11 protein-coding genes and 1 pseudogene are annotated in these 13,926 nt (G+C 71.9%); 6 read left to right on the top strand and 6 right to left on the bottom strand.

Translation table 11 applies throughout. The annotated features are described in order from the left end of the window. A pseudogene (locus ACWD4B_RS32535) lies at window positions 1–87 on the top strand (phosphoribosylformylglycinamidine synthase subunit PurQ); the annotation flags it as partial. Between the two features lie 196 nt (window positions 88–283). Then, window positions 284–2,152, top strand: a complete 1,869-nt coding sequence (gene recQ / locus ACWD4B_RS32540; protein ID WP_451424139.1) for a DNA helicase RecQ — start codon at window positions 284–286, stop codon at window positions 2,150–2,152. 82 nt (window positions 2,153–2,234) lie between these two features. On the opposite strand, the gene ACWD4B_RS32545 is transcribed toward recQ, so the two are convergent. After that, a complete protein-coding gene (locus ACWD4B_RS32545; protein ID WP_451424140.1) occupies window positions 2,235–3,350 on the bottom strand; it encodes a questin oxidase family protein in 1,116 nt (371 codons plus the stop codon). A gap of 71 nt (window positions 3,351–3,421) precedes the next feature. On the opposite strand from ACWD4B_RS32545, the gene ACWD4B_RS32550 reads away from it, so the two are divergent. Continuing rightward, a complete protein-coding gene (locus ACWD4B_RS32550) occupies window positions 3,422–3,919 on the top strand; it encodes a MarR family winged helix-turn-helix transcriptional regulator (protein ID WP_451424141.1) in 498 nt (165 codons plus the stop codon). On the opposite strand, the gene ACWD4B_RS32555 is transcribed toward ACWD4B_RS32550, so the two are convergent. From ACWD4B_RS32555 to ACWD4B_RS32570, 4 genes are all read right to left on the bottom strand, one after another. Continuing rightward, complete coding sequence (locus ACWD4B_RS32555) at window positions 3,908–4,687, bottom strand: class F sortase (protein WP_451424142.1); 780 nt, start codon at window positions 4,685–4,687, stop codon at window positions 3,908–3,910. The two genes, ACWD4B_RS32550 and ACWD4B_RS32555, sit on opposite strands and share 12 nt — an antisense overlap. 112 nt (window positions 4,688–4,799) lie before the next feature. Further along, entirely contained in the window at window positions 4,800–5,357 is a 558-nt protein-coding gene (locus tag ACWD4B_RS32560) for a hypothetical protein (RefSeq protein ID WP_336412942.1), read from the bottom strand. Window positions 5,358–5,663: 306 nt separating this feature from the next. Further along, a complete protein-coding gene (locus ACWD4B_RS32565) occupies window positions 5,664–7,529 on the bottom strand; it encodes an MFS transporter (protein WP_451424143.1) in 1,866 nt (621 codons plus the stop codon). A 191-nt stretch (window positions 7,530–7,720) separates the two neighbouring features. Further along, window positions 7,721–10,024 (bottom strand): D-alanyl-D-alanine carboxypeptidase, encoded by a 2,304-nt coding sequence (locus ACWD4B_RS32570; RefSeq protein ID WP_451424144.1) that lies wholly within the window; start codon window positions 10,022–10,024, stop codon window positions 7,721–7,723. A 426-nt stretch (window positions 10,025–10,450) separates the two neighbouring features. On the opposite strand from ACWD4B_RS32570, the gene ACWD4B_RS32575 reads away from it, so the two are divergent. The 3 genes from ACWD4B_RS32575 to ACWD4B_RS32585 all read left to right on the top strand — a co-directional run bounded on the left by ACWD4B_RS32575 (window position 10,451) and on the right by ACWD4B_RS32585 (window position 12,810). Then, window positions 10,451–11,233, top strand: coding sequence for a GOLPH3/VPS74 family protein (locus ACWD4B_RS32575; RefSeq protein WP_451424145.1), 783 nt, complete (start codon window positions 10,451–10,453; stop codon window positions 11,231–11,233). Between the two features lie 336 nt (window positions 11,234–11,569). Continuing rightward, window positions 11,570–12,427, top strand: coding sequence for a helix-turn-helix domain-containing protein (locus tag ACWD4B_RS32580; RefSeq protein WP_171081871.1), 858 nt, complete (start codon window positions 11,570–11,572; stop codon window positions 12,425–12,427). Between the two features lie 191 nt (window positions 12,428–12,618). Then, window positions 12,619–12,810 (top strand): DUF397 domain-containing protein, encoded by a 192-nt coding sequence (locus ACWD4B_RS32585; protein ID WP_451424146.1) that lies wholly within the window; start codon window positions 12,619–12,621, stop codon window positions 12,808–12,810. A gap of 146 nt (window positions 12,811–12,956) precedes the next feature. Here the strand turns inward: ACWD4B_RS32585 and ACWD4B_RS32590 are convergent, their stop codons facing one another. Beyond that, complete coding sequence (locus tag ACWD4B_RS32590) at window positions 12,957–13,811, bottom strand: hypothetical protein (protein ID WP_451424147.1); 855 nt, start codon at window positions 13,809–13,811, stop codon at window positions 12,957–12,959. Between the last annotated feature and the right edge of the window lie 115 nt (window positions 13,812–13,926).

Consider the following 13,926-nt stretch of genomic DNA (forward strand, 5'->3'; position numbering starts at 1 on the left):
CAGCGCGCCGTCCGGATCGCCGGCCTTGAGCCCGTGCCGCTGTGGCACCGCGACAAGGACCTCAAGCAGGTCGACGCCGTGGTCCTGCGCGACCAGCCACTGACGGCCCGCAGCCGACGTGCAACGCTGTTTTCCGGGGCTTCGCCCGGACCCGGGTGGTGCGTCGCCTGCGGGCGCATCGTGGCTGGTCGCGCAGTTCCCCGCGTCCCTTGCGGGGCGCAAGCGCCCCCAGGGTTATCCACATCCCCCATTCGTGTCAGCCCTTCCCCCATACACTTCCGGAATGGACGAGCTCACCGAGACCACCGACGCCCTGCGCTGCCTCCGGCGCGTCTTCGGCTACGACGCGTTCCGCGGCGAGCAGCGGGAGATCATCGAGCACGTCGTCGACGGCGGGGATGCGCTCGTCCTGATGCCCACCGGCGGCGGCAAGTCGCTGTGCTACCAGATCCCGGCCCTCGTGCGCCCCGGCGTCGGCATCGTCGTCTCCCCGCTGATCGCCCTCATGCAGGACCAGGTCGACGCGCTCCGCGCACTCGGCGTGCGGGCCGGCTTCCTGAACTCCACGCAGGATCCGGACGAACGGCGCATGGTCGAGGCCGAGTTCCTCGCCGGCGAGCTGGATCTGCTCTACCTCGCCCCGGAGCGGCTGCGCGTCGAGGCCACGCTGCGGCTGCTCGACCGCGGCAAGATCTCCCTCTTCGCCATCGACGAGGCGCACTGCGTGGCCCAGTGGGGCCACGACTTCCGGCCCGACTACCTCGCGCTCTCCGCGCTCCACGAGCGCTGGCCCGACGTGCCCCGCATCGCCCTCACCGCGACGGCCACGGAGGCCACGCGCCGGGAGATCGCGGCGCGCCTGAAGCTCGACGACGCCCGGCACTTCGTCGCCAGCTTCGACCGGCCGAACATCCAGTACCGCATCGTCCCGAAGAACGAGCCGAAGCGTCAGCTCCTGGAGCTGCTGCGCACCGAGCACGCGGGGGACGCGGGCGTCGTCTACTGCCTGTCCCGCAAGGGAGTCGAGGACACCGCCGCGTTCCTCGTGCAGAGCGGCATCGACGCCCTCCCGTACCACGCGGGGCTCGACGCGGCGACGCGCGCCACCCACCAGTCGCGCTTCCTGCGCGAGGACGGCGTCGTCATGGTCGCCACCATCGCCTTCGGCATGGGCATCGACAAGCCCGACGTGCGCTTCGTCGCCCACCTCGACCTGCCGAAGTCCGTCGAGGGCTACTACCAGGAGACGGGCCGCGCCGGGCGCGACGGCCAGCCGTCCACCGCCTGGCTCGCCTACGGCCTGCAGGACGTGGTCCAGCAGCGCAAGCTGATCGACGGGTCGGAGGGCGACGAAGCCCACCGCCGTCGGCTCGCCGCGCACCTGGAGGCGATGCTGGCGCTGTGCGAGACGGTCGAGTGCCGCCGGGTGCAGCTGCTGGCCTACTTCGGGCAGCAGAGCGGCCCCTGCGGCAACTGCGACACCTGCATCGCCCCGCCGGTCACCTGGGACGGGACGATCGCCGCGCAGAAGTTCCTGTCGACGATCCTGCGGCTGGCCCGGGAGCGGCGGCAGAAGTTCGGGGCGGGGCAGATCATCGACATCCTGCTGGGCAAGAAGACCGCCAAGGTCATCCAGCACGACCACGACGCCCTCACCGTCTTCGGCATCGGCACGGAGCTGAGCATGGCCGAATGGCGGGGCGTGGTACGGCAGTTGCTCGCCCAGCGGCTGCTCGCGGTGGAGGGCGAGTACGGGACGCTGGTACTCACCGAGGACAGCGGCGACGTGCTCGGCTCGCGGCGCCAGGTGCTGCTGCGCCGCGAGCCGGAGAAGCCGGCGCGGGCCGCCAAGTCCGCGAAGTCCGGCTCCGGTTCGGGCTCCGGGAAGCGCGCCCCGGTCGATCTGCCCACGGAGGCGGCACCGGTCTTCGAGGCGCTGCGCGCCTGGCGCGCGGCCACGGCCAAGGAGCAAGGCGTGCCCGCCTATGTCGTCTTCCACGACGCGACGCTGCGCGAGATTGCGACGCTCATGCCCACAAGCCTCGACGAGCTGTCGGGCATGAGCGGCGTCGGCGAGAGCAAGCTGGCGAAGTACGGCCAGCCGATTCTCGATGCGCTCGCCGAGCTGCGGGCGGCGGCCTCACCGTCCTGATCGCGCCCCGAAGGGGCGCGGGGAACTGCGCGACCAGCCACGACGCACCCGCAGGTGATGTACCGGACTCCCAGCGGAGCCCTCAGGCGGCGCCGCGCCGCCGCCTCGGCTTGATGCGCTGCTGCGCCGCCAGGACCGCCGCCGCATAGCGGGGGTCCGGGCGCAGCGCGTGCTCGCGCCGGGCCGCCTCGGTGAACTTGATGACGTGCTCGTCGCCGTGCTCCACCGCCCGCGCGACGAGCTCGTCGAACGGCGGCACGTCCGTCTCCGCCGCCACCCGCGCCGCCTCCGCCTCGCCGCCGCGGTGCTCGGTGAAGGTCAGCAGCAGCGTCGCGTGCACGTGCCAGAGCGCGGCCACCGTCGGCCGGTGCAGGCCCCCCGGCAGGTGCGGCAGGACGAGGCGCACGGCGGCCGGAGCGGTGACGCCGTGGATCAGCGGGACGGGGAAGACCTCGGGGTGGCCCAGGTAGACGCCCGCGAACTCGGTGGTCATCTCGGCCAGCAGCCAGTCCGGGCGTTCCGCGGCGGCGGGGCCCAGGGCGTCGAGCGCCTCGGCGTATCCGGAGAGCCGGGCGGGGTCGGACAGCCGCGCCCCCGCGGCGGCGCGGCCGTGCTTGCCCTCGTAGGGCGTCCGGGGCACGGAGGCGACGGCGGCGGCGAGATCGTACGTGCCGGACAGCCGCACCTCGCCGGGGAGGTGGGCGAAGCGGGCGGCCCAGTAGGCCATCCCCCGGGCCAGCTCGGTGAGTTGGCGCTGCGCCGGCTGCTCGGCCGCCGCCAGGGAGCGGACCGCGTGGGCCGTGCGGATCAGCCCGTGCGTGAGGCCCGCGAGCATGCCCGGCAGCAGCCGGGGCCACCAGCGGACGAGCACCTCGCGCCAGGGCGCCCCGGCGAGTTCGCGGGCGAAGAGCCGCTCCCAGTCGCCCGCGCGGGAGAAGTCGCCGAGCGCGGGGCGCCAGGACGACTCGTCGGCGGGGTCGAGGGCGAAGCGCGCCCCGGGGACCTCGTGGTGGGGCATGGCGGTGCGGTAGCCCTCGACCCACGCGGCGACCTCGGCGCCGTGCCCGAGGGCGGCGAGGGCCTCGGCCCCCATGGGCCCGTGATTGGCGAGATCGGCGCCGGCTCCGCGCTCGTAACCGAGGTCGTCCAGGCGCTCCAGCGCCTCTCCGAGTGCATCGCGATAAGTGACGGCAGGCATGGGTGTCCCCCTCGTCCAGACGGTTTGACTTTCCGAACAGTTTGGATATCCGAAGCATCTAGACTCGCAGTATGCCGCACGTCCCCGCCGCCGGAAAGCGCCGCCTCCCGACCGCCGAGGAGATGGAGGCCATCGGCCTCGTCCCGCTCATCTCCCCCTACATGCGCAACGCGCTCACCGAGATGCCCGACCGCCTGCGCTCGGTCTTCGACGTGCACGGCCTCACGCCCCGGCACGGCGCGGTGCTGCCGCAGCTGATCGCGGAACAGCCGCTCGCCGTGGGCGAACTCGCCCGCCGGATGGGGCTGTCGCTGTCGACCGTCAGCGAGCTGGTGAGCGCGCTCAACAAGGCGGGCCTGGTGGAGCGGCGCGAGGACCCGGGGAACCGGCGGCGGATGCTGGTGCGGATCGACGGCCGCTACCAGGCGCTCGTCGAGTCGTTCATCGCCCGGCGCTCCGCCCCGCTGCTGCGGGCGCTCGACAGCCTCACGCCGGACGAACGGGCGGGCTTCATCGCCGGGCTGGCGGCGTGGGCGCGCGAGGCCAGGCCGCCGGCGTCAGGGTGCTGACGCCGCCTGCGGCCCCTGCAACGGCTGGAGCACCGCCGTCAGATGGGCGTACACCACCACGTTGCCCAGGTACTCCTCCGTCTCCTGCGAGAAGCCGCCGCCGCACGTGATCAGCCGCAACTCGGCCCGGCCCGTGGCCCCGTAGACCTTCCGGGACGGGAAGTCCGTCCGCCCGTACACCTCGATGGCATCCGTCGTGAACACGGCGGTCCGGCCGTCGGCGCGCGCGACTTCGACGGTCTGCCCCTTCTTCAGGGCACCGAGGGAGTAGAAGACGGCGGGGCCGGACTCGGTGTCGACGTGGCCGCCGATGACGGCGGTTCCGGTGGCGCCGGGGGCGGTGCCGGCCGCGTACCAGCCGGCGAGGTTCTTGTCGTCCTCCGGCGGGCTGGCGAGGGTCTCGTCCGGCAGCAGGCCGAGGGTGGTCAGGGGGGCGTCGACCCGGATGTCGGGGATCCTGATCCGGGTGGGCGGGGCGGGCGGCAGCGGCGGGATCAGCTGGTCCGGGCGGATCACCCGGGCGGCCCCCGCGGCGAACGCCTCGGCGGCCGAGGGCTGCGGGGGCGGTATGTGCTCCCGGGTGCCCTCGCCGATCAGCGCGCCGCCCGTGCAGAGCGCGGCCCCGAGGACCACGGCGGCCGTCGCCGTGGCGCGCAGGTCTCGCAGGGCGTCACGGAGGGCCCGGTACGGGATTCCGGGCGGACCGGCGCACCAGGCGGCCGGCCGGGCGTGCCGACGGGGGCGCCGTCGGGGGCGGTTCTTGCGCATCGGAGTCCTCCACCACGGTCCGGGGACCGTGGCTCCGGCCCCCGGACGCGTACGGGGTCCGGGGGACCGGAGCGGTCCGGGCCGGCCGGGGCGCCGGCTTCGCGCGGCCGGCTCAGTACCGGCTGCCGGTGCCGCGGCGGCGCAGGAACCAGACGCCGCCCGCCGCCGCCATCGCCATCAGGGCCGCACCGGCCACGATGTCGGCCGTGCCCGACTCCTCGCTCGTACCGCCGACGCCGGTCTTCATGCCGCCCTGCGGAGGCTTGGCCGCGGACATGCTCGGCATGGGCGAGGCCGCGGCCGAGGGCGAGCCGGAGGCGCTGCCCGCGCTGACGACCAGGTCGCCCGTGGCCTCCTTGCCGTTGGCGCACTTGGCACCGATGCCGTACGTACCGGGCTTGGCGTTCTTCGGCACCATGAACTGCCCGACCACGACCTCCTTGTGGGTGCCCGGCTTGAGGTCGAACGACGCCGGGCCGCCGACGGCGCTGGCGTCGCCCGCACCGTGCCCCTTCGGACCGCAGACCGTGGTGTTCACGGTGACCTCGGCACCGGGCTGGACGGTGCCCGGGGTGACCTCGAGCTTCCCGAAGTCGCCCGCGAAGGCGGGAAGGGCGGTTATGGCCAGGGCGGTCCCTGCGGTCCCGGCGAGCACTCGTGCAGTACGCATGCTTCTTCCTCCGTGAGCGCGGATGCGGCACGCGGATGTGCCGCGCGGGGGTGGGGGTTCCGCGCCCCTCCAAGGTCGAGCGAACCGGGGATCCGCGGGGGCCGCACTCCGGCGCGGGGCCGCCGCGGGCCGAACGGGTGAGGGGACCGTTACCCGGGGTGACCGCAGATCGCGGCTCCGCCGCTCGTCCTCAAACTCCCCCAGCTAACGCTGGGGGTGCCCCCAACGGGCTGTTTTTCAGCCCGTCCGGCGTTTGAGGACACCGCGCGCAGCGCGGTCCGGGGTTCGGGGCGGAGCTCCGAGAACTCACCGCGCCATGTCGTCCGGGCACCCCGTACCCCGCGGCAGCTTGTACCGCGCCGCAATGCGGTACGTCCCCGCGTGCGGAGCGCGCAACACGGTCCAGTCGTCCTCCGGCTCGCCGGACCTCGGCGGGGTCACCTGCTTCGTCAGACAGCCCTCGACGTTGACCGGGGGCTCGCCCCCGGGCCCCGGCCTCGGCGGCCGGACGTCCTTGCCCTGCGCGTCCACCAGGCCCAGCCACGGCGAGTACGGCACCCGGATCAGCACCGGTCCCGGCTTCTTCACCGAGATCGTCAGCCCGTCGGGGTCCGTGCGGTCCACGACCGCGGGCGGCTCGGCCAGCGGGGTCGGGTTCTTCACCTCGTACAGCCGCCAGTTGTCGTCCGACCACACCTCGCGCAGGTACGACTGCCCCTGCGCGACCAGCTTGGCCTCCTCCACGGCCGCGTTGTCCGGCTCGCCGGTCGGCAGCACCACGTACGCCACCGCCCAGCGGCTGAGCCAGGCCTGGTAGCTGGCGGGGGTGAGCATGCCCTCCTCGTAGAAGAGCGGGTTCCGCTTGAGGTCGGCCTGCCGGTTCCAGCCGCGGGCCAGGTTCACGTACGGGGTCAGGGCCGAGGCCTCGCGGTGGCTGCGGGCGGGGACGACCTCGACGCGGCCGCGCGCGGCGTCCACCTTCTGCAGCCGGTCCACCAGAGGGGCCAGCTCACGCGCCCACGAGGCGGCGGGGGTGGTGTGGATGATGTCGCTGATGGAGTTGACCGCCTGCCAGACCGTGCAGGTCAGCAGGGCGAGCACCATCACCGTCCACTTACGGCCCTGCTTCAGCAGCGCGGACCGCGGCGGCATCTTCATCCCCGTCAGCACGGCGACGAGCACCACACCGCCGAAGACCATGCCGAGCCGGGAGATGTTCGTGCCGATCTGCGAGGGGATCAGCCAGACCAGCAGCACGCCGAGGACGTAGAGCCCCGACACCATCCGCACGGTGCGCCACTCCGCGGGCACCAGGAACACCCCGAACAGACCGGCCAGCAGCGGCAGGACCGCCGATGCGAAGGCCATCGGCTGCTGCCCGGAGAACGGGAAGAGCCAGGACGACAGCGCCACCACGATCACCGGGGTGACGCCCAGCGCGTACGCCGCGGGCCGGCGCCGGCCCAGCCAGAGCGCGGCCGCCACGATGCCCACGAACAGGCCCGCGACCGGGCTCGACGCCGTCGCCAGCCCCGCCAGCACGCCCGCGAGCGCGGCCCGCGGCCAGCGGTACGAACCGTCCGAGCGCCAGCGCACCGGCCACGCGAAGATCACGGCCACGGCCGCCAGGCCGAACATCATGCCGAGCCCGAACGTCACCCGCCCCGAGATCGCGTTGCACGTCAGCGCGAGCGCCCCGTAGAGCGCGGGCCACAGCGGCCGGCGCACCGCACGGCTTCGCACCAGGATCAGCGCGATCAGCCCGGCGGAGAGCGTGCCCGCGACCATCATCGTGGAGCGCACACCCAGCACGGCCATCAGATACGGCGAGATGACGCTGTACGAGACGGGGTGCATGCCGCCGTACCAGGCGAGGTTGTACGCCGAGGAGGGGTGCTGGAGCGCGAACTCCGCCCAGGCGTCCTGGGCGGCCAGGTCGCCGCCGCTGTTGGCGAAGATCCAGAACCACAGCACGTGCAGCACGGCCGCCGTGATCAGGGTGACCGGCACGGTCCGCGTCAGCGCCGCACGCCAGCCCGTGCGCTGCGGGTCGGGCCGCAACGCCCAGGAGGGCAGGCGCCGGGCCGGCCTGTCCCGGACTCGGTCCTCGTCCCTGACGTCACGTCCGGGCTCTCCCGGCGTACCGGCCCGCGCCGGTCCCACGGTGGTCACTGCGGCTCTCCCCGTCTTCCCCCTGAGGTCTTCTCCCCCATCTTCATGCATGCTCGCCCGCCACGGCTGTCCCGGACGCAAACCCCCGCGACGCTAGCACGACGCCGACACGGCGTTCCGGACCGCCGAACGGCTCCCGGCCCGCACCCACTCGTACGGACCAGGAGCCGCTCCGGCGGCCCGGAACCGGATCAGCCGAGGCGGGTCACCTTGGACCCGAACGACGGCTCCACGAGGTCCTTCTGCAGCGCCACGGGTACCTTCACCTCACCCATGCCGCCACCCGCGGTCAGCTCGCCGACCTGCGTACCGGCCTTCGCCGTGTGCGGGAGCGTCTTGGCGTCGGCGGTGAGCTTCAGGTCGACCTTGAGACCGGGCCAGCCGACCGCCGTCAGGTCCTTGGTCGCCACGACCGGGGTCGTACCGCCCAGGCCGTCGTCGACGTGGCCGACGACCTCACCCTTCTTCACAACGGGGCTGGTGGTCAGCTCCTTGCCCACGGCCAGGATGAGCTGCTTGCTGTAGTCGGTGGCGGTGTCGATGATCGGGCTCTTGTGCTGCCCGAAGACCGCACCGATGATCAGCTGCGTGGAGTCGCCGACCTTCTTCTCCGCGGCGAAGAGCAGGTTGCCGCCGGCCTTGGTCGTGGAACCGGTCTTGATCCCGACGACGCCGAACGCGGGGACGAGCTTGTTGAAGTTGGCCTGCGTCTTCTGGTACTCGACGCCGGAGCCCGACCCGGAGGCGGTGGTGGAGGTGTACTGGGTCATCTTGGAGATTTCCCGGAAGGTCGGGTCCTGCATCGCCTTCTTGCCCAGCTTCACCTGGTCCTCGGCCGTGCTGACGGTGCTCTCCAGGAGGCCGCTCGCGTCGGTGTAGGTGGTGTTCGTCATGCCGAGTTCCTTGGCGGTGTCGTTCATCTTCTTGATGAACGCCTCCTCACCGTTCGCGTCCCACCGGGCGAGCAGCCGGGCGACGTTGTTCGCGGACGGCAGCATGACGGCCTCGAGCGCCTCCTTCTCGGAGATCTTCTGGCCCTTGTGGACCTCGACGACCGACTCCTTCTCCTTGACGCCGTTGGTGAAGTCGTCCTCGGCCTTCTGGTCGACGTCGATCAGCGGCCCGTTCTCACCCTTCTTGAGCGGGTGGTCGCGCAGGATGATGTACGTCGTCATCACCTTGGCCACGCTGCCGATGGGCAGCGGCTTCATCTCACCGTACGAGCCGACCCGGCCGAGTCCGTCGACGTCCACGATCGCCTGGCCCTCAGTGGGCCAGGACAGCGGCGGCGTGCCGCCTCCGAAGGCGAAGGTCGACTTGTCGGCGGCGATCGCCAGTTTCGGGGCGGGCAGCGGGCGCATCGCCTGCACGACCACGAAAATTATCCCGAGGAGCACCACGAGGGGCGTCCAGATCTTCACCCGGCGCACCGCCGTGCGCACCGGGGTCTCCGGCGGGGGCGGGGTGTTGGTCAGCTGAGCGAGCAGGTCGAGCGGAGCCTTGGGCTCCGCCGGCTCCTCGGCCTTCGGGGGAGCCGGGGGAGCCGGGGGCGCCGGGGGCGCCGGGGGCGCAGCCTTGGGCTTGGTCTCGGCCTTCGGCTTCGGCTCGGCCTTGGCCTCCGGCTTGGGGGCCTTGAGCGGCTTCGGCGCCGGGGCGTCGTCCTTCTTCAGCGGGACGAACTGGCTGGTGCGCTCGGACTCGGAGTCCGGGTTCGCGGGAGCCTTGATGGCCTGGGTGGGCTGGTCGGCGGAGGCCTTCGCCTTCGCGTCCTTGCCGTCCTTGGGCGCCTTGGGGGCCTTGGGGGCCTCGATCAGCTCGGTGGGCTGGTCGGCCGGGGCCGCCGCCTTGGCGTCGTCGGTGTCGCCCTTGTCCTCGGCCTCGGCAACCCAGGCCGCGACGGCGGCCTTCAGCCGGGCGTCCTCCTTGGGCTTGCCGTTGCCGGACGCACCGGCGCCCCAGGAGGCGGCCTTGGCATCGGCCTTGGGCTCGGCCTTGGCGTCGGAGTCGGCGTCCCCCTTGGGGGCCTTGACGGCGCCGAACACGGCGGTGGCCTGATCGGCCTTGGCGGTTCCGGACGCGGCGGGCGTCTTCTCGGCCGCATCGGCCTTCGCAGGCGCCCGACCGTCCTTGGCGTCGGCCTTGCCCTCGGAGACCTTCACGGCACCGAACACGGCAGTGGCCTGATCGGCCTTGGCGGGGGCATCCTGGCCGGCCTTGCCGTCCTTGGCACCGGCCTCGTCCTCGGCCGTCTTCACGGCACCGAACACAGCAGTCGCCTGATCGGCCTTGCCGCCGCCCGCAGCACCGGACTTCGCAGGCGCCTTGCCGCCCTCGGCGTTGCCGGCCGCACCGGCCTTATCGCCGCCGCCCGAACCGGACTTCGCCGTTCCGGATGCCGCAGCCGCCTCGGCGGGCTTGTCGGCCTTGTCGGCCTTGTCGACCTCGTCGGCCTGACCCGTCTTGCCGCCACCGGCCGCGCCGTCACGCACGGCCACTCGCGGATCGGGACGGCCGGATCCCCCGGCCTTCGCCCCGCCGGAACCGGCAGCCGAAGCGGCAGGCGTACCGGCAGCGGAAACGTCCGCAGGACTCCCCACGTCCGGATCCCCCGACGACTTCCGCTGCTCCGACTTGTCGGGGGACTCGCCCGCCACCGATGCCTCCTCAGAATTCCCGTGCCGTACATCCGGAACCGGAGGCGCCAACGCGCCCCGGGGCCCGGAATTCACTCATCGTCTACCAGTGTCCTCTGTGATCGTCGCGCGCATGCGCACCCGTATCTTCAGAGGGCTCCGCCTGGGTTCACCCACGTGCTAGACGAGACGACATACCTACCGGTTCCCACACGAAGCCACCACGCGCTCTCGACAGACCAATGTGAGAGGGGTCACCCTGTCACTCATCCACGCGGGGAGGCATGGATGGGCAGGAGCCGCAGAACAATTCCGGAGGAGCTTCTGCTGCTCGCCCTGGACCCGGCCACGGGTACCACGGCGCAGCCGCAGTCGCTCGATCTCGGTCTCGCCGGAGCACAGCTAGTGGAGCTGGCTCTGGCCGGACGGATAGCCCCTGACGGGGATCGTATCGCCGTGGTGCACCCACGGCCGACAGGTGATCCGACCCTGGACACCGCGCTCGAACTGCTGCGCCGCCGCGGCAGTCCGGTCCGCGCCGTCCACTGGATCGGCGGGCCCCGGCTGGGGCTGCGCCAGACGTACCTCACGCACCTGGAGCGGTGCGGCATGGTGCATGCCGTGGCGGGCCAGATGTGCGGGGTACTGCCGACCACTCGCTACCAGGCGACGGACACGGCCATCAGCCGGGAGATCAGGAACCGGCTGGACAGCGCCATCCGCACCGGCGTGCCGCCGGACCCGCGGACGGCGGCGCTCGCGGCGCTCGCGCACGCAGTCGGCCTCGGCAAGCATCTCTACCCGGGCAACGAGGGCCGTTCCTCGCGGTCCCGGCTCAGAGACCTGATCAGGCACGACCCGATGGGCGGGCTCGTCGCCCACGCCGTGATGGACGTGCAGAACGGCGTCGGCGCCCAGCCCCGCCGGCCGGCCGCCACGGCAGGCGCCACGGCAGGCGGAGCCGGCGCCCCGGGCCGCAGGGCAGCAGTGCGTTCCAGGGCTGCGGCACCCGCCGAAGCCGCCGCTCAGCCGGTCCGCGAAGGCGTCATGGCCCGTGCGGGCGCCTCGTGAAACGGTTCGGCAGTTCTTCCGATCACCGATAGCAGCAGTAGTCGGCAATAACCGGCAACAGACGGCACCATCAGCACCACCCTCCGCTCCAACTCGACCGCATCGCAGTCCCCATGGCCCGGTTCGGGAGCCGCATCAGGACGCGGGGCGGCGGGCCGGCCCGTCTCTCAGGACGGCGGTACGGCCCGCCGCCCCGCGTACGCGTCCGTCCGTGCAGGCGGCGGCGGGCGGGCGTAAGCGGACTTTCGGTTCGGCACTTTCCCAGCGCCGCCGAGGCCGGGGGTGGCAGGCTGCGGGGCAGGAGACATCAGCATGACGGAGCCGGAGGTGCGTCCCGTGGCGTCCAGTGTCAACCCCACCGTAAGGCGGCGCCGATTGGGGCAGGAGCTGCGCAAGCTCCGTGAGCTCAAAGGTATGACGGCCGAGGAGGTCGCGGAGCGGCTCCTGGTCTCGCAGTCGAAGATCAGCCGGCTGGAGAACGGCCGGCGCAGCATCAGCCAGCGCGACGTCCGCGACCTGTGCAGCGTGTACGGAGTGGACGACCACCGCATTGTCGATTCGCTGATGCAGATGGCGAAGGAGTCGCGCCAGCAAGGCTGGTGGCATGCCTTCGGCGACATTCCCTACAGCGTCTACATCGGTCTCGAGACCGATGCGGCCTCGTTGCGCGTGTACGAGGCCTCGCTGGTGCCCGGCCTGCTGCAGACGCCCAACTACGCCAGCGCCGTGACCGAGGGCTCCTGGCCGGAGGCCACCGCGGCGGACGTCGAACGCCGCGTGCAGGTGCGGATGCGCCGGCAGGAACGCATCACCGACCCCGACAACCCCTTGCGTCTGTGGGCCGTCATCGACGAGTCCGCGCTGCGCCGCATCGTCGGCAACAAGGCCATCATGCGCGAACAGATGGAACACCTCGTGGAGTTCAGCCTGCAGCCGCACATCACGGTGCAGGTGCTCCCCTATGACGTGGGCGCGCATCCGGGCATGTACGGGAAGTTCTCCATCCTCGAATTCCACGACCCGCAGGACGCCAGCACCGTCTATCTCGAAGGCATCACCAGCGACCTCTATCTGGAGAAGCCGAACGACGTGCAGGCCTACAGCGTCATGTACGAGCATTTGCGGATGCAGGCACTGAATGCGGAGGACTCGCGGCGGTTCATCCTGCGCGTCGCCGAGGACTGGTCGGCCTGACCGACCCCCCGGCCGCCCGCGTGGCGGCGGAACGGTACACCTCCGCGTGGCCTGCGGGAAGAGGCTCGGGATATAAGCCATCCGGTCGAGTGAACAGCCCATTCGCCACATGATGTTGGCGCGTAACGTCGATCGCACCTCGGGAAACCGGCGTACTGACAGGCATTGCTCACAGGTATCGGAGTAACACCATGGCGATTCAGCAGGGAATGACCACCTGGCGGAAGTCCTCCTACTCGCTGGCCAACGGCGACTGCGTGGAGGTCGCCTCGCCCCTTCCGCAGGCCATCGCGGTCCGTGACTCGAAGAACCCGGAGAGCCCGGCCATCGCCTTCTCCCCGGAGTCCTGGACCTCCTTCGTGGCCGACGTCAGCGGCTGCTGACTCCCACGGCTCAGCCCTCTCGACCGGTCCGCCGCCGGGGCCGAGAGGGCTTTTCCCTGCACAGGAACGAAGAGAACGAGCAGGAACGAACAGGAAAAGGGCGGGACCTCGGTCCCGCCCTTTTCCTGTTCGCCCTTCGCCGCCCGTCAGCCCTTGGTCGGCCGCACGGTTCCCATGATCTTGTCGATCTGCTCGACGCTCAGGGCGTTGGGAACACCCTGGTCGGCGTAGATCACCCAGCCGTGGAAGGTGCCGTCCGGCAGCTTCTGCGCGATGCTCTTCACGATCGCGGTCGACGGCACGCACTCACTGGCCCGGTTGGCGATCGTCACCTTGGCCGTGGCCGTGTAGCCCTCGATGCCGTTGTGCTTCCACGGCACCGCCTCGCCGACCTCGATCTTGGGCTTGTTCTTCAGCCCGCCGTAGGCCATGACGCCCCAGTTGCCCGCCCAGTTGCGGGCGTTCTCCTGCAGCGTGCCGTCCTTGCCGCCGCCGGTCGTGCCGACCGTGGCGAGCTGGCCCTTGCCGGCCTCGCCGAACGCGTCGGGGTTGGGGCTGGACGAGCAGCCGCCCTCACGGAAGTTGGCCGTGCCCCGCATGGTGACGACCGGCTTGTTGTCCTCGGTGTACGAGACCATCGTGTCCGTCGGGAAGACCTTCCACTGGTCACCCTTGGGCGGGACGTCGTAGGCGAAGTGGTGGTCACCGTTCACCTGCGTCTGCCATCCGGCGACCAGCGCCTTGCCGCCCGACGCACCCTGCGGCGCCACGCTGGTGTCGGGAGCGGGCTGGCCGCCCTGCTGCTGCGCCGGTGCGGACGGCGCCTGCGAGGCCGCGGCCGACGACGACGCCTTCTTGCCGTCGTCGTTCTTCCCGCTCGTGAGGACGTACGCCACGCCGCCACCGATGACGGCCAGCGCCACGACGCCGCCGACGGTGGCGAGCAGCGCCCTGCTCTTCGCCGGCTTGGGCTCCGGGCCCGACGGAGGGATCGGGGCCATCGGAGCCGTCGACGACGGGGCCCAGCAGGGTAGCTGTAGGCCTGCTCGTAAAAGGCCGACCTGGGACCGTTCATGTACCGGCAGGTAGGTAGGCTGGCGCGCATGCGTGCGCTTC

It is taken from the genome of Streptomyces sp. NPDC002536 (assembly GCF_053594995.1).

Coding starts and splice junctions, on each gene's coding strand:
- ACWD4B_RS32575 (WP_451424145.1), top strand. CDS start 10,451: ATGGGCAGGAGCCGCAGAACAATTCCGGAGGAGCTTCTGCTGCTCGCC.
- ACWD4B_RS32585 (WP_451424146.1), top strand. CDS start 12,619: ATGGCGATTCAGCAGGGAATGACCACCTGGCGGAAGTCCTCCTACTCG.
- ACWD4B_RS32555 (WP_451424142.1), bottom strand. CDS start 4,687: ATGCGCAAGAACCGCCCCCGACGGCGCCCCCGTCGGCACGCCCGGCCG.
- ACWD4B_RS32545 (WP_451424140.1), bottom strand. CDS start 3,350: ATGCCTGCCGTCACTTATCGCGATGCACTCGGAGAGGCGCTGGAGCGC.
- recQ (WP_451424139.1), top strand. CDS start 284: ATGGACGAGCTCACCGAGACCACCGACGCCCTGCGCTGCCTCCGGCGC.
- ACWD4B_RS32560 (WP_336412942.1), bottom strand. CDS start 5,357: ATGCGTACTGCACGAGTGCTCGCCGGGACCGCAGGGACCGCCCTGGCC.
- ACWD4B_RS32550 (WP_451424141.1), top strand. CDS start 3,422: ATGCCGCACGTCCCCGCCGCCGGAAAGCGCCGCCTCCCGACCGCCGAG.
- ACWD4B_RS32590 (WP_451424147.1), bottom strand. CDS start 13,811: ATGGCCCCGATCCCTCCGTCGGGCCCGGAGCCCAAGCCGGCGAAGAGC.